The sequence below is a fragment of the Microbacterium sp. 77mftsu3.1 genome (assembly GCF_900100525.1).
Classification (GTDB): Bacteria; Actinomycetota; Actinomycetes; order Actinomycetales; family Microbacteriaceae; genus Microbacterium; species Microbacterium aquilitoris.
Map to the genome: position 1 here is coordinate 25,506 of NZ_FNCR01000006.1, position 19,037 is coordinate 44,542.

Genomic DNA, 19,037 nt, shown 5'->3' on the forward strand with positions numbered 1-19,037 from the left:
AACACGGAACCAAGGGAAGCCAAGGGCTGCCAAGCACTCCTTGGCAGTGTCGAGCCGCGGAATCATGCGGCAGAGGGGCCCCCTGCCAAGGCTGCCAAGTAGTAGTTGTATTACATGGAAGGAAAATAGTAAGTAGTAGTGAGAGGGGGCCTCTTTTCTCCCCTTTTTCCTCTTATGGATACCTTTCCCGCGCCTGGCATCTTGGCAGCGCGATGAGAAATGGCCACTGACCAGGTCGGAACCCGCATTTTCACCTTGGCAGTGTGCTTGGCACGGCCTTGGCGGACGAGGTGAGGGGGACTGGCCGCAGGGTAACGGGCACAGCAGTCCCACCGCCTAGGAGCCCACACGCCATGACCGCCGTAGCCACCGAGCTTCCCCGCCGCCACTTCCTCACCGACGAGGGCGAGCAGCTGCTCGTCACCCGTGACGCCCTGGACGCCGCAGAGCGTTTCAACACGTTCGTCACCGAGACCGGCATCGATCCCGACCTCGTCGTCGCAGACCCCGTCACCATCCCGCTGCCCATCCACAACCGCGGCCAGCGATTCGATGACGTCTTCCCCCACGCGCTGTGGAACCCGCTGTTCTGGCTCCCCGAGGACATCGCCCTCCGCATCCGCATCCAGGAGACCCCGAACGCTGAACCCCGCCCCGAACAGGACGCGGAGTGGGCGCTTCGAATCGCCCTCGAGGTCAGCTCGAGTGGGCTGTACGACGCCGAGACCGGATGGGTGGACGTGTTCGCCCTCTACGGGATCAACCCCGAAGACCCCAACGACCTCGAAGCCATCCAGGCATGGCAGGCCGGCCTGCCCGACGAGCGCCTGGACAGCATCGACCTGCGGGACCACGTGACCTTCGGCGTCAACCACGAGAACTTCCTCGCCGCCCAGGACCTCTACCCGCTGATCATGGCCGCCCAGTGGGGCTACACCGCAGCCAGTCTCCTGGTGGCACTCGAAGCAGACCGTGAAGCCGCCGCGCTCTATGCCACCCTCGGTGCAGCGATGCTCTCCGCCGAGCCCGGCGACGCCCCCGACCAGCTGCACGACGCAGCCGAGCAGCTCCGAGGTGGGGGAGACCCCACGGTGTACGGGCCGAGCGTCGTCGCCGCGTTCGAGTCCATCGTTCGCGACTACGCAGGCGCGATCTACCAGCTGGAGACAGAGCTCCAAGCAGCGTGACCCATCGTCCCGGCGGGCCGCGCACATGATCGTCATGACCACGACATCACGCGAGCCACGCCGGGACACCCAGGGACGCTTCACGGCGCACCCCGCCACCGTGCCTGAGGTCGACCTCGCCGCTTACCTCGCAGACACCAGCGACGGATCCGACTTCGACATCCACGCCTTCCACGACGGCGAGAACGCCGAGGACCGGGAAGCCGCCTACGCGGAGTGGCTCGAAGAAGACCGCGCCCATCGCGACATCGCCGAGATGGACATGGTCTTCGACCGGCCAGACCCCGCCCTCACCGACACCCCCGCGGACCCTCGCGCATGGGAGAAGACACCGTTCTGACTGAGCCGAAAGGGGAGCGACCGTGTCCGGGATGACACCTGAGAACCTCCGCCGTGCCGTCAACGTCAAGAAGACCCTGACCACCCCCACCGCCGAAGGCGCCAAGGGCACCACCGTCGCGCTCGCGAAGGGCGCAGCTAAGGGCGCCGCCACAGGTGGCCTGGCTGGTGCCGCGCGGGGGGCAGCCGTCGCCTTCCTGCAGACCGCCGCCGGCCGCCGAGTCATCGCCATCGTCCTGGCCTTCTGCCTCCTCGCGCTCTTCACCCTGCCCCTGGCTCTTGTGGCAGGGATGAGCATGTTCCAGGCCGCCGGGAACTACGGCGACACAGCCCGCTCCGCAGACTCGGCCGTCTCATCCGGACAGGAGCGCGAAGACGTCAACAGTGCCGTCAACATCGCCAAGCGCTACGGCATCCAATGGCCCGTCTACCTTGCACTCACCGTCGTTCAGCCCGAAGACGAGATCGACGCCAAGAAGCTCGCCGACTCCCTCAATTCCGGAAACGTCCGCACCCTCGGAGTCGGCGGCGTCTACACCGACGGCAAGGGCCTGACAGCAGGTGCCACAGAGAGCGAGAAGAAGGACGCCGAGAAGGAGAAGAAGCACTACGTCTCCGCGCTGGAGCACTACGGACTGAACGCCACCGACTCGGAACGCGTGTACATGATCGCCCTCAAATGGGCGTTCGGAGAGGTCGACCAGTGCACCACCAGCGGCCGCGACTCCGCTGAGGAACCCGCACCGGCGCCGACAGCCACCCCGACCATCGCTCCCGCGGACGCGCCGACGCCCGCAGCTACCGACGCGCCCGTACTTGGCGCGCAGACCGTCAAGACCAGCGACGGCAAGAAGTACAACCTCAGCGACATCCAGGTCGGCAACATCCAGAAGATCATCAAGAGCGCCGCGTCCGTCCCCGGCATCACCACCGACGCCATCATGGTCGCACTCATGGCCGCGATGGCCGAGTCCAGCTTCAAGAACTACGCCAACAGCGGCGTCCCCGAGTCCCTCGACTACCCCCACGATGCTGTCGGCAGCGACCATGACTCCGTCGGGTTCTGGCAGATGCGCCAAGGGTGGGGAACAACCGCCGAGCTCATGGACATCGACTACCAGGTGAAGGCATTCTTCGGTGGCCCCGAAGGTCCCAACGGCGGAAGCCCCCGGGGTCTATTCGACATCGAAGGGTGGGAGACGATGACCAAGGGCGAAGCCGCCCAGAAGGTCGAAGTCTCCGCCCACCCCGACCGGTACCAGGCATTCGAAACCCTCGCCGCCGCTCTCGTGCAGCAGTTCTCGTCCGGCATCAACTTCTGCAACGGATCTCTCACCTTCGCTGGTGAAGCCGGGCACCCCCTTGGGGACAGCGAGAAGTACCCCGTAACAGCTGGGTACGGCTACACGTACAAGAGCGCGGCACTCGCGCACACGATGCACAACGGAATCGACTTCGCCACCGCCTGCGACACCCCCATCTACGCCGTCTCCGGAGGCGAGGTCGTTTACGCCGACTACCGTGACGACTGGGGATGGCACATCGTCATCGACCACGGCGGCGGGCTCATGACCCGCTACGCTCACATGCCGCCCGGCGCGTTCCAGGTCGCCCTCGGCGACGTCGTTCCCGCTGGGCAGCAGATCGGCGCGGTCGGCTCCACTGGACGTTCGACCGGCTGCCACCTCCACCTCGAAACCATCATGGACGGCAAGCGAATCGACCCCGCCCGCGTCCTCGCCGACATGGGCATCAAGCTCACCTTCGCCTGAACAGGACCACCATGACACGCACCACCTGGCTCATCCTTGCCGCCATCGGCGTCATCGGGGCACTCATCGCCGGAATCTTCGCCCTCTCCGCAAGCTCGCAGCCCGAAGAGGAACCCACCCCCACACCGGTGGTGACGATCGAACCCGGGGCACCTGGCCAGCCGGCTCCCACGCCCACCGAGACCGCCCCTGCCCAAAGCCCAGAGGCCGGGGGAGCGGACGAAGGCGAAGCAGGTGGCGACCAGGACGGTGAGCACGCACACGAGGAGGGTGACGCGCACGACCACGTCGAAGACGACTGCGAGAACGACCCGTTCATCACCTGCGACGACACCGGCAACGCAAACACCACCACCGACCCCGCTGACGACGCTGCGGCACAGAAGTACCGGAGCCGTGCGCTCGCGTTCGTGACGGTCTGGGCCACCACTGACATGAGCGAGAAGCAGGCAGCTCGAACGAAGCGCCTCGCGGCCGCCGGTGCCACCGGCGACGTGCTCACCCAGGCATCGGTCTTCGAACGCCGCGATACGAGCCTGTCCTCCCTCACCGGCACCTCCACCCCGGACAACCCCACCCGAGCACTGTTCGTTGGACGTGAGAGCGGCCTGCTGCACTACCGGGTCAGCTTGAACGTCACCGCCAGCTACCGGCAGGTGGATGGCACCGGCTCCAACAACGTCGCCGGCGGGTACGTGGACGTCTACGTCGACGATGCGAAGGGCGGCACGGTCGCGAAGGTGGCCGAGAGCTTCCCGACGATCGCGAACCTCCGCTGACGCCGCGCACATCACTGACATGACCGACATCAGCGCCGCCGCAGCCAAGACTCGCGAAACCCACCGGAACACCGACAACGGACAGTTCGGGCGGCACGAGCACTCCGCACCCGACACGGCCCTCACCCCCAGCGCAGCAGAGCAGGCAGAAGCCGAGGCCGAGCAGGCGTGGAAAGCAGCCCACGCGGAGGCCGAGGCCGACCTGCAGGCGTTCATCCCCATCGTCGAACGGCGCTTCCGTGACCTTGTCCGCGAGCAGTGGCCCGACGCGCAGCAGGCTGTCGTCAGCGTGACCTACGACGGAGAGGGCAACTCGTTCGTCGACGTCGTCGAGGTCGATGGGCTGGACGTCAACGAGGAGTACGAAGACGCTGCGGACGCGCTCGCCTGCTACGGGAACCACCACCAGCGGCTCTACGACATGAGCTGCGTCAAGAACGGCTTCGACCAGTTCGTGTTCGACCTCGAGGTGATCAAGGGCAAGGGCCTCAAGGCTCAGCAGTTCGACGCCGCGACCCAATCCGCGTGGCAGAAGTTCGACGACTCCCGCGCACTCGTGAAGCCCATCGCCGACGAGACACTCGCCCGCCTCGGGTGGGATGAGCTCGTCTTCCGCTACGTCGACAGCGACGACAACCGCCGCGTGACCCTCGTGAGCCCCGAAGGGGACGAGATCGAAGAGACCGCACTGCTGGACGCAGTGAACACCTACGTCACCGCCCGCCTTGACTTGGAGGTATTCCCGGGCATCCGGCGAGACCCCGATGACGAGTGGACCTTCCGGTACTCGTTCTAAGCGCACACCGCGCATAGACGGGGGTATGACGAAGAAGGTGCCGACCCGGAAGACCATCCGGCATAACCCCAACGCCCCCGGGCCCGTGCAGGCCGCGCAGATCGCGCTCGTCCTGATGACCACGGCGAAGACGGACAACTGGAACGGCGTCGTCGCTGACGAGACCCTCTTCGAGCGTGTGGAGCTCACCGATGAGCAGCAGGCTCTCCTCGAGGAGCACCGTGGCATCCTCCCTTACCTCACCCGAGGTGGCTACGACGGCACCCTCCGCTCCATCGTCGCCTGCCCTGCCTGCGGACGCGTCATGTTCATGGCTCAAGGCACCGCGCCGAAGAAGTGCTCGATGAAGCTCGCCTGCGAAGGCATCCCCGTCAAGGCGAAGTCCACCCAGGAACCCCTCCCCAAGGACCCCGACGCCGAGAAGGCGAAGGAGCTGGCGGCAGCCGCGTCCTGACTCGGTGAGGATGGTTCAGGCGAGGCCCCGGACCGCGCATGAAGGAACCATGAAGCGCAAGAGCAGCAAGAAGACCTCGTTCACCTCGATCGTCGTGGCCGTCGTCCTCGTCATCGTCGCCTTCAACGTCCTGTTCGGGCAGAAGGACGACACGACCGCGGCCTCCGCGCCGACCACCTCGACGCAGTCGCCGACGTACGTTCCCGACCTCACCCCGCCCGCGGAGCCCACCGAGACGGTCGAGACCCCCGAGCCGACCATGACGGAGGAGCCCGCTGAGGCCACCCCCGAGGAGATCCCCGCCTACGACCGCGACCTGTTCGGCGGATGGGCCGACCCCGACGGCAACGGCTGCCGCGCCCGCGACGACATCCTCGCCCGTGACCTGACCCAGGTGACCACCGCCGACGGGTGCAAGGTCCTCACCGGAACTCTCGCAGACCCCTACACCGGCAAGACCATCCGCTTCACCTTCGGCGCGCAGTCGTCCCAGGCTGTCCAGATCGACCACATCGTCAGCCTCAGCGCTGCCTGGCAGGGCGGTGCATGGAACTGGGACGAGGACACCCGCGTCGCCTTGGCCAATGACCCCGAGAACCTTCTCGCCGTCGACGGCCCCGCCAACAACAAGAAGAGCGACCACGGGCCGGCCACCTGGATGCCCTCCGACGCCGGGAACCCCGCCTACGACTGCGACTACGCAACCGCCTACCAGCACATCCTCGACAAGTACGACCTGAACGCCGAGCCGGCCGACGCCGCAGCTCTGAACCGCACGCTGACGGGATGCTGACCATGACGCAGACGCTCGCCGACATCTCCCGCGCGTCCACGACGGAGATCTCCCTCTTCGACGGTGACGAGCGCACCCCTGACGGGTGCTTCACCGCAGCGGCCACCATCCTCGGCATCCCCACCCAGTACACGCTCCGCGGCGAGCCGGGCGATATGACAGCCGGCATCGTCTCCCGCATCGAGATTCACCGGCACCGAGCCACCCGGTACATCGGCGGGCGGCTCAAGGGCGGCACGTACGCCGGGTCCGCCTGACCTCCGGGTTGGTGGGGGAGGGGCAGGCCACGTAGGCTCCCCGGCGTCATGAACCATAGCGACACGATGTCCCTTGCCCTGCACCAGGCGATCGCCGACCTTCTGAACACCGAACCTGTCTATGTCCTCGCTCGCGGACTGCAACGCCTCGAGAGCAAGTACCGCGGCCGCGACCACGCCGCCGTCGACCGGTGGGCGCGGACCTGCCGCTCCGGCGACCTTCGCCAGCTCCACAGGATGCTGACTGCCGAGGACGACGAGGGCAACTGGCTCCGCGCGAACACTGTGTTCGAGACTGTTCTCACCTCCCACGAACGCGACACGATTGTCAGCAGGACCCGCCAGCGTCACTGAGCCCGGTGGGGGAGGAGGCCGCCATGATGAGGGCATGACAGGTGAGTTCGAACCCCTCCTGACCGACCACCACACGATCCTCCTTGCAGACGTGGACGCACCCGATTGGCCCGCGTTCGGTGATCACGATGCGGTGTTGTCTGCGCGGCCGCCGCTGGGCGTGTGGCTTCATACCGGCGTCCACACCGGTGACATCGGCGTCCGGTTCACCGTGCACGACACCGAGCCGCCACTGGACGAGGCGCAGTGGCCACACCACGACCAGGTGACCCTGTTCCTGCAGAGCACAGAGTTCCACGCCATCAACATCGGCGGTGGCCACGACACCATCGAGAGGACGCTGCCGGCGCCGGGGGAGTACACCGTGCGGGCGGCATGGAACAGGCGAGCTCGGGAGGACCACAACGAGTTCCTCGACGACGGTGAGGAGCTCTACGTCATCGACGTGTGGCCCGCCCGGTGACGCTCAGCCCTCCCGCGGGACCGGGATGAGATGCAGCAGCGTCTCGTCCGTCCCGGCGTGCCCGGTCTGAGTGGCGTCCAGGATCTCCGCGACGGTCATCCCGGTGGCGTCGAAGTCGGGCTCGGCGACGTACAGCTCGGTGAGTGCCTCACGGAACGCCTTGTCGCCCGCATCCCGCCACCGGAACGGGTAGGTCGGGAGCTTGATCGTCTTCCGGTGACCCTCCCACAAGGAGATGTCACCGAAGTCTTCGACGAAACGGGCCTTCACCTGCTCCTCGGCCTGCACCTCCCAGGCCCTTTCGAGCAGGTTGGCGATCTTGATGGCGCGGTCGCGTGAGTCCCTCGCGAGCTTCGCGCGAGCGTTCTGGTCAGCCCACTGTGCGTACGCCTTCGTCAGAATGTCGGGGTTGCGCCACAGGTCGTGCGCCGGGTGCGGCTCTCCGCCCCAGTTGGTCTCCCAGTAGGGTTCGCTGCGGATGGACGTCTCTTCCACCAGCGTGCGGTAGGTGAAGTTCACCGCGACACCGCCCTTGTCGCGAGAGACGTAGAACCGCCCGCGCCGGAGGCCGTCGTCCTGGTTCCACGCGAACACGGCGCCGTAGGCGCTGAGCAGGCTCGTGGCCGGTTCCACCCGGATGAGGAAAGCATCCTCGTGGAGGTTCCGCACATGGTCGACGACCGCGGTGAGCTCGTCATCTCGGTAGTGCTGCTGCATGTCGGGGTTGAACGTCCACCCCGCCCAGGTCGCCGTCTCGTGAAGCACAGTCCACCGGGCGGTCTGCGCGCGGGTGATCGCGACCCACTCGCGGGTCTCGGTGTGCTTGCCGGCGGGGGTGTAGAAGTGCAGTCGAGCGAAGATGGTCGCATCCTCCGCCGGGTACTCCCGGCGCTCAGGGACAGCGACGACGAAGTCAGCAGAACGGCGCGCGATGACCATGGCGTCCGGGTGCAGGCCGCGAAGCTTCGCGACCTGGTCGGCGTCCTTCGAGTCACCCCGTGCTCGACGGCGAGCCTCGGTCAGGATGAGGCGGGATGCCTTCGCGTCGTCAGCGGTCAGCGCGCGGTGGTGCTGGTTGGCGGTCTTGTACCAGTGGATGAGTTCGCCGGCGAGCTCGTCGGTGCCCTCGAGTCCGGCCTCGCGCCCGAGTGCGTCGACGAGTGCTGCGCGGAAGGGTGCCTCGGCCTCGCGCTCGGCGACCTTCACGGCCAGGGCGACCTGGAGGACGGGAATCATGTCGATGTACTCGTGGCGGTTGGTCCGCGAGTTCATGTAGTAGCGGATCTCGTCCTCGGTGATGGTGTCCAACGGCAGCCACCACTTGTCGTTGTTGGAGAGGTACCCGGTGCCCTTCGTCTTCGGCAGGCGACGGGTCCAGGTCTCCTCGTCCCAGATCTCCTCGTGACGCTCGAAAACGAACTCCCAGTCGATGTACGCGCGGGTGCTGGCGCGCACGTTGTAGGGCACGTTGTTGGCGGGCGTTGCCCCCTGAGGGCGGACGTCGGCGGGAGCGTCGCGGGTGGAGAACTGGCGCATCTTCGTTGCAAACGCCCCGATGACGCGCATGCCGGCGTGCATGGCTTTCACGCGCTCCTGACGCCACTCGCGGAACGGCAGCCGGCCGTCGGTGAGCGCGTTCTCACCGTCGAGGATGACCTTCACGAGCCCCTGGTCGTAGTGCGACTGGTCAAGGAAGGAGACACCCGCGTGCGGGTGGAGGATGGCGGTCCGGTCAAGGAGGCCCTGGAGGAGGAGGGCGACCTTCATGTAGTGGCGGGTGCGTCGGTCGCTGGTCTCCTCAGCCTTCACCCAGGCGGGGGAGCCGGGAACGAGCGGGCGATCAGGCTCACCGAAGCGGCCCTTCTCGATGAACAGGTCGGTGAACTCCCGCGGCTCCGGGACCGTGTGCTTTCCGACGGTGAACTGCGTCGTGGTCAACCACGCGTTCTGCCCGTTCCTGATCAGCCAGAAGGTGCGCCCATTTTCTGCGTCGGCCTGCTGCTGTGTCCACGGGTCGCCGTAGTCCTTCCGGGCCCGGCGGGGGATGACCGCGGTGATCCCCTTGGGCTCAGGGAGGAGCTGGTCAAGGTGGGAGGGGTCGCGAGAGATCCAGTCGGCGAACTTGTCGACGTCATGGAAGTCCATCCCGTCACGGTCCGTCATCAACAGGCTCTCCTCGTCCATGGCGAGGACGAGCTGGCGGACGGTGATAACGGTCCCCTCGGGGGCGCGATCACCCTCGACGAGGGGGATGATCTCCTCGTCTCGGCCGAGGTAGATGTTCAGTGCGTCGACGCCGTCGCTGAGGATGGCGAGCTGCTTCATCGCGGGTTCGAGAAGTGCGAGCTGATCCTGGAGCTGACGCTGCATCTCCTTCACCTTCGCCTCCACGAGAGCTTTCGCCTCGGCGGCAGCGGCCTCCACGGCCTGCTTCTGGTGAAGGAGTGCGGCACGCTGCTCGACCATGCCTGCCTTGACGGCTTCGGCCTGCGCCGTACCGGAGGGGACGACAGCGGTGCCGGGCTGGGCGGCGAGGTCCGCAGCGGCCGCGGCCAGGTCGCCGACGCGCGCGATCGCGCCCTCGGGGGTCTGCTCATGCTCGGTCACGACGTCGCCTCCGGCTGGTAGACGACCGAGTACAGCGCGTGCTCAGAGTGGACGGCGGCGTCAGTCCAGCGCTCGTACTCGTAATCGCGCGGCGCGGCAGTGAGGACAAGCCAGTTCTCGCCCGCGAAGTGCCAGGAGCTTGCCCGCTGGAACAGTTCGGGCTCGTCGTTGTGCGGCCACGTCATCGCAAGGATCGTGCCGGCGGGGAGTGCCTGGATCTCGTCGAGGGTCATCGGCGCGTACTCGAGCGGGCTGGTCGTGTGCTTCATGACCTCTCCATGCGCGGTCTTGCCCAAGTCTGGTACCGCGCATAAAGTGCACATAGCGTCCCACAAGATGCACTTTATGGAGGAACAGTGAAGAAGACCATCGCCAACACGTCACCGATGGTGGCAGACGCGCTCCGGGTCACCGGCCAGCTGGTCGAAACCGGCAGGCGCGAACGCCAGTGGACAGTCGCTGAACTCGCCGCGCGCGCAGACGTGTCACCGCGAACAGTCCGCGCTGTCGAAGAGGGAGCACCCGGGACCTCCTTCGCCACCGTTCTCGAGATGCTCCGACTCACGGGCACCTCACCGTTCGGCGTGGAGGACGCGGCCGAAATGGCGCGCATGCGTCGGCGCGGCGAGGAAAAGCTCGCCCTTCTTCCCTCCCGCGTGTACCCCGCGCGCGTGGAGGTTGACGATGACTTCTGAGCGCGCGTACGTGTGGACCTGGCTCCCGGGGAAGACCACCCCGGTCGTCGCGGGGTACGTCGAAGGCGACGGCAAACCCCTCCGGTTCGCGTACGCGCAGAGCTACCTCGAGCGCGACAACGCGATCGCACTGGGCCCGGAGCTCCCACTGGGGCGTGGGCTGCAGGAGCCGGATGCAGGGCTTGATGTCGCCGGGGCGCTGCGTGACGGAGCCCCGGATGGGTGGGGGCAGGGCGTTATCCGTCACCGCCTGGGTATGGGCGAGGACGATGACCTGAGCATCATCCAGTACATGCTGCGCTCCGGCTCCAACCGCTTCGGCGCCCTCGACTTCCAAGCAGACCGCCGGGTCTACGCCCCGCGACAGGATGACGCCCCGCTGGCCGACCTGCTCCGGGCCGCCGAAGCGTTGGAAGCGGGGGAGACCCTCACTCCCGCACTGGAAGCGGCACTGGTGCACGGCTCGTCCATCGGTGGTGCTCGCCCGAAGGCGACGGTCATCGACGAGTCCGGAACGGAGTACCTGGCGAAGTTCCCCTCCTCATCGGACCGTCTATTCGCCTACGTGAACACCGAGGCAGCGATGCTCGCCCTCGCGCGGCGCGTCGGAATCGACGTCCCCGACTGGAAGATCGTAACGGCCGACGGCAAGGACGTCCTGCTCATCGAACGCTTCGACCGCCCCGGCGGCGGAACGCGGCGACACGTCCTGAGCGGACTCACCCTCGCGCGCGAACACGAAATGACAGGGCACTACGTCACCTACCCCGGCCTGTACGACGTCCTCCGGGAGAGCGGTGACCGCACCGCCGGCCGGCGACTGTTCCGACGGGTCGCGTTCAACATGGCCATCAGCAACAGCGACGACCACGCACGCAACCACGCAGCCTTCTGGGACGGCACGGACCTCTCCCTCACCCCTGCATACGACCTGGCGCCAGGGCGCCGAGAGGGGGAGAGCGCGTCACAGTCCATCGCCTACGGGCGAGACGGGATGAAGCGCTCCTCGCACGTCCTCCTCGCTGAACGCGCCGAGGACTATGGCCTCTCCGCAGCGGAAGGGGCGGCAATCATCGACGAGGTCACGAGTGGCATCGAGACGCACTGGGAGGAATCCACCGATGAGGCCCGGCTCACCCAGCGCGACAAGACCTACCTGTGGGGACGTCAGATTCTGAACCGGGCACTCCGGTACGCCTGACGCGAAGGTCAGTCCTCGATCCCCGCCCGGGCGGCCATCCACCTGACCATCTCCGAGCGGCCCATCGCCTGAGCACCCGCGGCGATCGCGGCAACACGGCGAGGTTCGGTGACGTCATAGTGCTCCTTCCACGTGCCCGCGTGCTGAATCCAGCTGGGCCGCAGGCCGATGCGGGCGGCCAGCGCGTCGAGCTCCTCGCGGGTGTCCGCGGCCATGTGGCACCAGCGGCTTGTCACCACGCGGCCGCCGTTGCGCACGGAGGCGGAGATGAAGGCGTCATCGACGTAGACAGTCATGCCGGGGCTATGCGCCCGCGCATAGCTGCACCATGACTGTCGAATGGGGTTCGTTCTGGCTCGGTGTCGTTGCCGTTCCCGTCAGCTTCGTCGTTGGGGGTCTCATCCTCGCGGCCATCTACCGCGCGCTCGACAGGAACTACGGTGTCGGTGGCTGTGCGGTCTGCGACCAGGGGTTCAGCTGCTCGCCCGGCGAGTACACCCGCCTGAGCATCTGGATTCGCAAGCGTCGGCACAACTGGGTCGTCAGCAACCAGAAGTGGCACCGCGACGCCTGGGCGCGCTGCCGGTGGAATCCCTTCCGACTCGACGGCTACCCCGAAGACGGCGGGCAAGCCGCCACGCGTCGACCGAAGCCGAGCATTTTCCGCCGGGCGTGGTGGGCCATCTTCGCGTGAGGCCTCGTACATGCGAGGCATGACCGACATCAACGCCGCGGCCGAGGCCGCCCGCGAGAACCACCGAGAGAGCGCGACTGGCCGTTTCGGAGTGCAGACCCACACCGCCCCTGAGGCCACACTCGCCCCGTCAGGACCCCCGACACTTCTCGAAGCGCGGCAGATCATGTCCGAGCTCCGCCCCGGCGCGAGTGCACTCGTCACCCTCGACGGCCAGGAGTACGCCGTCATCGTCCAGCGTGAGGCTGAAGGTCCCGGCCACCCCGACTACAAGAGCACGACTGTCGGCTACGGTCCCGGCCGGTGGAACCTCGAGGTCAACGCTGCAGGCATCGCCGCCGGCACCTACGCCGTCAAGGCCGAGACGAACGCGGAACGCCTGCACCGCGAAGCGCTCATCACCGACCCCGGCCACCGCGACTACAACTCCGACATGGACATCATCGTCGCGGGCACCACGAAGACGTACCGCGACCTCGCGCTCGACGGCGTCTACTCCAACGACAACGGCGAGGTCGACGCGTGGGTCGAACGCCAGGCCGAAGCGGCCGCGCCCGCAGTGAAGTCCATCGACGACCAGAGCCCCACCGAGCTCGTGGCCACCCTCCGCGCGACCACCATCCAGGGCACGACCGTCCTGTTCGAGGAGACCGACCAGGGCGGCCGCTGGCTGAACCCCATCGGCCTGCGCTTCGAGGACGGCACCCGAGTGGGCGCCGCCGATGCCGAAGACCTCGGGGTGGACTGGGAGACCATCGAATGCGCGGCCTCCAACATCCGCGGATCCGAGCACCCCGACTTCGTCGAAACCGACAGCTACGGGGGCTTCTGGGAACTCCCTCCCGCGACCCGCTGAGTCTGCGGGCGCGCCTCGTACATGGCTGGCATGACGGACATGAACCCCGCGGCCGAAGCCGCACGCGAGACCCACCGCGAGACCACGACCGGACGATTCGGCGTTCAGGCCCACACCGCCCCCGAAGCGGAACTCAACTTCCGCGACGAGCTGAACACCGCCAATGAGGCGTACTGGCAGAACACGGAGCGCCTCCACGAGGAGGTTGCCGACTTCCTCCTGCACGGGATGCCCGCCGGAGCCCACCGGGTCGTTTTCGAGCCGAGCGACCAGGGCGACTACCTCACTGTCAGCCGAGCCTTCGACGCGGACGGTGCGGAGATCGACACCGAAGAGGACTACGACCGCTGGTCTGACGTCGACGACGTCATCAGCTACCTCGGGCACCCCGACGACAACCGACGCATCCACGAGGTGCTCACCGGCGCCGACGGCGACACCTTCGAGTGGACCCGGACCGAGGAGACCACCGCCGAGGCTGCAGACGAAGCCGCGGCCACCACTCGCGCAGGCATCGACCTCCTCGTCGACGAGCGACGTGAGCTCGCAGCCCAGTCCCAGGCCGGTGCCATCACCGCCATCCGCCGCCTCCTCCCGGAAGGCTCTCGCCTCGTCCTGACCTGGGGTGACCAGGGCGGGCCGGACTACCTGAGCGCCGAGACCGTCATCCTCGCCGACGGGACCGAGTTGGACGACGAGGAGGCGTGGGACCGGGACATCGACTGGGACAGCATCGACCAGGCCGCCAGCGACATCCGCAACACCGACGACCTGAACATCACCGCCATCGAAGGCCGCCGCGACTACTTCGAGCTCCACCAGAGCACCGCTCCCGCCGGCGTCGAGAAGGTCAGCGGCATCGACTCCACCAAGCTCGCCGCCGAGCTCCGCAAGCAGGCCAAGGCCGCCCTCACCACGAAGGAGGCCTGACATGGCACTCATCGACGCCACCGCACGCTTCGCCGCCCGCCGCGAGGAAGCCCGCCGCACCAACGGCGAGTTCGGCGAGCAGGTCCACTCCGAGCCGGAGATGACCCTCACCATCGCCCAGATCGTCGACGAACTGGACGAGATGGAAGGGGTCACTCAGGAGGAGAAGGACGCCGTCACCGCCCTCGCCGCTGAAACGACCGACACCTACACCGGCACTCCCGAAGAGCGCGCCGCGGAGGAGCGGAAGGCCACCTTCCACGACCTCATCCGCCGCGCGGGCCTCGACGCGGACACCATCCCCGAAAAGACCGTGGGGGAGATCTACGACGGCATCGAGCGCAAGCAGATCGAGCGTCGGACTCACGAAGAGTGGAAGGCGCGTCAGCTCCCCGAAGATGAGCCCGGACCCGTCTTCCCCGTCGTGACGACGGCCGCCGGCCTCGAAGCCGACGAGGCTGTCCGCGCCATCATCGCCGCACGCGGCGACGAGCCGTTCATGTACCACCAGGAGTCCCTGGACTACCTCTTCGCCCACGTGAAGAACGAGCAGAAGGCAGGCACGCTCGATGAGTCTCTCGCTGCCGAGGTCAAGCGCTCACGCGACGAGCGCGACGAGCGCGAGCGGGAAAATCGCGAAAGCCAGATCGCGCACCTCGGAGAGCTCACCGACGACGTGTGGGCTGAGGCGCAGGAAGAGGACCGGCTGCGCGCCGCGCAGCAGATCCGTAAGCTTCGCCGGACCCAGCACGTCCCGCTGAAGGAGACCAACGCGCTCATCCGGAAGGACTTCAAGGAGCACTTCGGGACGCAGAAGTTCTCCGTTCGTGGCGACAAGTACGCAGGCGGCGCATCCACGCACATCGACTACGTGGACGGCCCGCCGCTGGATCAGGTTGAGTCGATCGCAAAGTCGTACGCCGGCGCGACGTTTGACGGGATGATCGACCTCAAGAGCTACGTCTCGTCCGCCGAGTTCGACGAGGACAGCGTCCCCGTCAGCGTCAGCTACGGACCGGACTACGTGTTCTGCCAGCGGGAGTTCTCCGACGACACCGTGAACGAGGCGAACGCCCTGCTCATCAAGGCGTTCAAGGACGAGGGCATCGACTTCGACCCGAACGACCGGTCCACCCCGCGAGAAATCCCGCAGGGCCTGTACCGGTTCGCCACCGTCGAGAACGGCGGCCGGAACGAGCACGGGCACGTCACCATCCACCGGAACGGCTACGCCACCTACGCCAACGACCTCACCCGCATCGCCTCGACCCTCGTCGCGAACGGAAAGTGGGCGGCACGCGCGAAGTGACCTGACCGCATAGGCCGTAGCCCATAGGACGACACACGTCGGATTATGGGCTACGGTCTTAGTCCATAAGGAAGGGGGTAGCTGGTTATGAGTTCGACGCGGCAGCCACGGCACGACGACGGCACGTACGCCGCCTACCGCAACAGCGACCCTGAGGTCCCCCTTGGAAGCGCTGAGCTTCCACCCTTCGAGTGGGAACCGCACCCGTGGACCTCCATCCTCGCCACCCACGGCCCGGCGGCCACCCGCGATCGGGCGCCCCGCGGGACCTACTACGCCGCAGTCCCACCCGCGATCGCTGACCTCGCCGTCACCGTTGAGCCGGACGCCGCGGCCGCCGCCGCGGAAGCAACCCAGGAGCTCGCGCGCTTCGACGCCGAGATGGGGGAGCGCGTCGAACAGTTCGCTCCCGTCTTCCTTCGCTCAGAGTCAGCCTCCTCCTCGCAGGTAGAACGGCTCACCGCAAGCGCACGCGCCATCTTCACCGCCGAGCTCGGTGCTGGCCGCGAGGGGAGCAACGCGTCCCGGATCGTCTCCAACACGAACGCGATGACCGAGGCACTCCGCCATACGGATGATCTCAGCTCGGACACCATCCTCAGGCTCCACGCGGTGCTCATGGCCGGCGAGCCGCAGCACACCCCGGGGGTGTATCGCGACGAGCCCGTGTGGATCGGAGGGAGCACACCCGTGGAGGCGCACTACGTTGCACCGCACCACTCCCGCATCCAGGAGCTGATGGGCGACCTCACCAGCTTCACCGCCCGCCGAGACGTCCCCTCCTTCACCCAGGTGGTGATCACCCACGGCCAGTTCGAGAGCATCCACCCGTTCTCCGACGGCAACGGCCGCACCGGCCGCGCGATCGCCCAGGCGCAGCTCCGGCACGCCGGCATCACCCGAGGCATCGTCATCCCCGTCTCCGCCGGGATCCTCGCCGACCTCGACGACTACCACGGCGCCCTCGACGCGTACCGTCAGGGGGAGCTCAGCCCGCTCGTTCGCACGTTCGCGACAGCATCCATCCGCGCCGTCGACAACAGCCGCCTCCTCGTGCGGGACATCGACGACGTCGTCGCCGGGTGGAAGAGCAAGGTCACCGCGCGCAGCGACAGCAACGTGTGGCGACTCCTGGACGTCCTCGCCCGCCGACCCGTTCTCACCTCCTCTGCCGCCGCTGCCGAGCTCGGTGTCCAACCCCCGAACATCCACCCCGCACTGAACCGACTCCTCGAAGCCGGCGTCCTCCGCAAGAAGGCCGAGCACGGGTTCGGCTCCGGACCGCTCTACCGAGCCGACGACACCCTCGAAGCCCTCGACCGGTTCGCCGCGCGCGCCGGGAAGCGGGCCAAGCTCAACTAGCGTCACGCCGCAGGGCGGCCACCGCGCATAGACACAGGGTGACCACTGCTGCCCTGATGACCTACGTCGGCACCGCCGAGCTCGTCGGAACCATCCGGCAGCCGAAACTCATCATGCGGTTCGGCTTCGGAATGAAGCACGCCCAGAACGGGCAGGACCTCGTCTCCTGGGCGAAGGGGCTCCCTGGCCGCCGGTGGAACCCTGACGTCAGCGCGTGGGAGGTCACCTCCCTCGGTCAGAACCCCGACCGGGTGCTCGCCGCCGCCGGGTTCGAGCTCATCCTCCCCACCGAGGGCGACCTCGCGGGTATCCAGCGTCTCGAAGAGCTGTACGTCCCGATGACCCTGCTCGCCAAGAACGAGCGAACCGTCCTCATCCGCACCCGCTTCTGCGGGTACGAGGGCACCCAGAAGCTCATCGACAACGCCGGCGTCTGGGACAAGAAGACCGAGCTCCTCAAGATGTCGGTCGTCGATGTCGTGAAGGGCGCCTCGCCGCGCCCCGGCATCATCTGGGACCCCCGAGCGATCGAACGCTCCATCGAGGTTCACGCCAACAGTCCCCTGCTCTCACCCGAGCTCGGCCCGCACGTCGCCGCCCTCGCCAACGCGCTCGAACCCCGAGCGGTCGCCACCCACATCAAGGCCATCCAAGCCCACCTCGGCGGTCCCGTCGGGAAGTTCGGCGTGGACCTGTTCCCGTACCAGATCGTCGGTGCGTACGGCGTCGCCGGCGGACACCGCCTCCTCGCCGACAGCCCCGGCGTGGGCAAGACCTTCCAGAGCCTCGCGGCCACCGCGGCGCTCCGCTCCGACGCGCTCCTCATCATCTGCCCGCCGGTCGTCACGACGAACTGGGCGCGCGAGGTCGAGAAGTCCGGCATCTTCCGCGCGGATGAGATCGCGACGTTCAAGACGGGCCGGAAGGAACCGGTCCTGACGGACGCGAAGGTCGTCATCATCGCCGACTCCACCCTCGCCGCCCGCCCCCACCTGATCCACCACCTCGCGATCTGGATGAACACGAAAGCCAACGTCGTCGTCGCGTACGACGAAGCGCACCGCGCGAAGACGATGGGGTCAAAGCGTTCCGAGTCGGTCCTCGACATGGTGGCGCTGTCCCCACACGCGGTCCGCATCGCCATCACCGGCACCCCCGTTCTCGCTGGCCCCCACGAGCTCGTCCCCATCCTCGAGTTCACCGGCCACCTCGGCCCCGTCTTCGGCGGCGCTGGACCCTTCCTCGAGACGTACTGCCGCCGCGACCGGTTCGGAGCGTTCCACCCGAAGAAGGCAGCCCTCCCCGACCTTCACCGCAAGCTCAACCAGCACGTCTGGATGCGGCGGACGAAGAAGGACGTCCTCCCGTTCCTCCCCGAGAAGCACATCACCTCCGTCGAGCTCGACGTCGACCTCAAGGACTACCGGCGCACCCACCGGGAGGTCGTGGAGGAGATCGTCGAGTGGTTCCAGGCGTTCCGCCAGCAGGAAGGACGCTGGCCGAACGAAGCGGAAATCGAGGAGTTCGAGCAGGACAACCTCCGCTACGCCAGCAAGCTGCGAAGCGCTGCGGGCATGACGAAGGTCCCCGTCGCCATTGAGATGGTCACCGAATGGGTCAAGGGCAACCCCGATGAGCCCGTGCTCGTCTGGGCCCACCACAAGGAAGTCATCGCTGCCCTACACGAGACCGCCATCAAAGCGAACGTCGCCACCGGTGTCATCGCAGGCGGTATCTCCGCCAACGAACGCGACCGTCTCGTGGACGGTTTCCAGGCCGGGACCATCCCCGTCCTCATCTGCTCCATCACCGCCGCCGGCGTCGGCATCACCCTCACCCGCGGCTCGAACGCCATCTTCGTCGAGAGCGACTGGACGCCCGCGCTCATGCTGCAGGCCATGGACCGTCAGCACCGCATCGGGCAGACCAAGGACGTCCACGCGGAGATCCTCCTCGCCCTCGGCACCCTCGACGAGCACATCCAGGGAACTCTCGCCAAGAAGGGGGAGACCCTCGAAGTGATCCTCGGTGACGACTCCAACTCCGTCGCAGTCGGACAGAACATGGACCGTGACCTCATGAACCTGGGAGAGGTCATGAAGGGCCTGGTCATCGAGGCGCGCAAGCAGCTCGCAATCGCCCTACCCGCCGCATAGTCGCCGCAGGGTGTGAGTCAAAGGACACACCAG

21 protein-coding genes are annotated in these 19,037 nt (G+C 67.2%); 18 read left to right on the forward strand and 3 right to left on the reverse strand.

All coding sequences use genetic code 11. The features are described 5' to 3' along the window. Positions 1–353: 353 nt before the first annotated feature. From BLR68_RS14860 to BLR68_RS14905, 10 genes are read left to right on the forward strand one after another with little or no spacing between them, the layout of a single operon-like run. Complete coding sequence (locus tag BLR68_RS14860; RefSeq protein WP_018185845.1) at positions 354–1,187, forward strand: hypothetical protein; 834 nt, start codon at positions 354–356, stop codon at positions 1,185–1,187. A gap of 34 nt (positions 1,188–1,221) precedes the next feature. Continuing rightward, positions 1,222–1,527, forward strand: coding sequence for a hypothetical protein (locus BLR68_RS14865; protein WP_143015784.1), 306 nt, complete (start codon positions 1,222–1,224; stop codon positions 1,525–1,527). 31 nt (positions 1,528–1,558) lie between these two features. After that, positions 1,559–3,298: a M23 family metallopeptidase gene (locus BLR68_RS14870; RefSeq protein ID WP_018185847.1), complete on the forward strand. Its 1,740-nt coding sequence runs from the start codon at positions 1,559–1,561 to the stop codon at positions 3,296–3,298. Between the two features lie 11 nt (positions 3,299–3,309). Then, a complete protein-coding gene (locus tag BLR68_RS14875) occupies positions 3,310–4,077 on the forward strand; it encodes a hypothetical protein (protein ID WP_018185848.1) in 768 nt (255 codons plus the stop codon). Between the two features lie 19 nt (positions 4,078–4,096). Further along, a complete protein-coding gene (locus BLR68_RS14880) occupies positions 4,097–4,873 on the forward strand; it encodes a hypothetical protein (RefSeq protein ID WP_018185849.1) in 777 nt (258 codons plus the stop codon). Between the two features lie 25 nt (positions 4,874–4,898). Beyond that, complete coding sequence (locus BLR68_RS14885) at positions 4,899–5,327, forward strand: hypothetical protein (RefSeq protein WP_018185850.1); 429 nt, start codon at positions 4,899–4,901, stop codon at positions 5,325–5,327. Between the two features lie 49 nt (positions 5,328–5,376). Further along, entirely contained in the window at positions 5,377–6,120 is a 744-nt protein-coding gene (locus BLR68_RS14890; protein ID WP_018185851.1) for an HNH endonuclease family protein, read from the forward strand. Next, complete coding sequence (locus tag BLR68_RS14895; protein ID WP_018185852.1) at positions 6,114–6,377, forward strand: hypothetical protein; 264 nt, start codon at positions 6,114–6,116, stop codon at positions 6,375–6,377. Before BLR68_RS14890 ends, BLR68_RS14895 begins: the two co-directional genes overlap by 7 nt. A gap of 48 nt (positions 6,378–6,425) precedes the next feature. Further along, positions 6,426–6,731 (forward strand): hypothetical protein, encoded by a 306-nt coding sequence (locus BLR68_RS14900; RefSeq protein ID WP_018185853.1) that lies wholly within the window; start codon positions 6,426–6,428, stop codon positions 6,729–6,731. Between the two features lie 34 nt (positions 6,732–6,765). Then, positions 6,766–7,194 carry a hypothetical protein gene (locus BLR68_RS14905; protein ID WP_018185854.1) on the forward strand — a complete coding sequence of 143 codons (429 nt, stop codon included), beginning with the start codon at positions 6,766–6,768 and terminating at the stop codon, positions 7,192–7,194. A 3-nt stretch (positions 7,195–7,197) separates the two neighbouring features. On the opposite strand, the gene BLR68_RS14910 is transcribed toward BLR68_RS14905, so the two are convergent. Together BLR68_RS14910 and BLR68_RS14915 are read right to left on the reverse strand one after the other, a co-directional pair. After that, positions 7,198–9,801: a hypothetical protein gene (locus BLR68_RS14910; RefSeq protein ID WP_018185855.1), complete on the reverse strand. Its 2,604-nt coding sequence runs from the start codon at positions 9,799–9,801 to the stop codon at positions 7,198–7,200. Continuing rightward, positions 9,798–10,070 (reverse strand): hypothetical protein, encoded by a 273-nt coding sequence (locus tag BLR68_RS14915; protein ID WP_018185856.1) that lies wholly within the window; start codon positions 10,068–10,070, stop codon positions 9,798–9,800. Before BLR68_RS14915 ends, BLR68_RS14910 begins: the two co-directional genes overlap by 4 nt. Positions 10,071–10,157: 87 nt before the next feature. Between BLR68_RS14915 and BLR68_RS14920 the strand changes: the two genes are divergently transcribed. Together BLR68_RS14920 and BLR68_RS14925 are read left to right on the forward strand one after the other, a co-directional pair. After that, a complete protein-coding gene (locus BLR68_RS14920) occupies positions 10,158–10,496 on the forward strand; it encodes a helix-turn-helix domain-containing protein (protein WP_018185857.1) in 339 nt (112 codons plus the stop codon). Beyond that, a complete protein-coding gene (locus tag BLR68_RS14925) occupies positions 10,486–11,697 on the forward strand; it encodes a type II toxin-antitoxin system HipA family toxin (RefSeq protein WP_018185858.1) in 1,212 nt (403 codons plus the stop codon). Before BLR68_RS14920 ends, BLR68_RS14925 begins: the two co-directional genes overlap by 11 nt. A gap of 8 nt (positions 11,698–11,705) precedes the next feature. Here BLR68_RS14925 and BLR68_RS14930 read toward each other — a convergent pair whose 3' ends face one another. Beyond that, entirely contained in the window at positions 11,706–11,993 is a 288-nt protein-coding gene (locus BLR68_RS14930) for a DUF4031 domain-containing protein (RefSeq protein ID WP_018185859.1), read from the reverse strand. 32 nt (positions 11,994–12,025) lie between these two features. Here BLR68_RS14930 and BLR68_RS14935 point away from each other — a divergent pair, with 32 nt between their 5' ends. From BLR68_RS14935 to BLR68_RS14960, 6 genes are all read left to right on the forward strand, one after another. Beyond that, a complete protein-coding gene (locus tag BLR68_RS14935; protein WP_018185860.1) occupies positions 12,026–12,391 on the forward strand; it encodes a hypothetical protein in 366 nt (121 codons plus the stop codon). 19 nt (positions 12,392–12,410) lie between these two features. Continuing rightward, entirely contained in the window at positions 12,411–13,247 is an 837-nt protein-coding gene (locus BLR68_RS14940) for a hypothetical protein (protein WP_018185861.1), read from the forward strand. A gap of 30 nt (positions 13,248–13,277) precedes the next feature. Continuing rightward, positions 13,278–14,177, forward strand: a complete 900-nt coding sequence (locus BLR68_RS14945) for a hypothetical protein (protein ID WP_040570475.1) — start codon at positions 13,278–13,280, stop codon at positions 14,175–14,177. A gap of 1 nt (position 14,178) precedes the next feature. Next, complete coding sequence (locus BLR68_RS14950; RefSeq protein WP_018185863.1) at positions 14,179–15,486, forward strand: LPD29 domain-containing protein; 1,308 nt, start codon at positions 14,179–14,181, stop codon at positions 15,484–15,486. Between the two features lie 87 nt (positions 15,487–15,573). Further along, the gene (locus BLR68_RS14955; protein WP_018185864.1) at positions 15,574–16,848 is read left to right on the forward strand and encodes a Fic family protein; all 1,275 of its coding nucleotides are present in this window, start codon (positions 15,574–15,576) and stop codon (positions 16,846–16,848) included. A 38-nt stretch (positions 16,849–16,886) separates the two neighbouring features. Beyond that, complete coding sequence (locus BLR68_RS14960; protein ID WP_143015785.1) at positions 16,887–19,004, forward strand: DEAD/DEAH box helicase; 2,118 nt, start codon at positions 16,887–16,889, stop codon at positions 19,002–19,004. Positions 19,005–19,037: the final 33 nt, after the last annotated feature.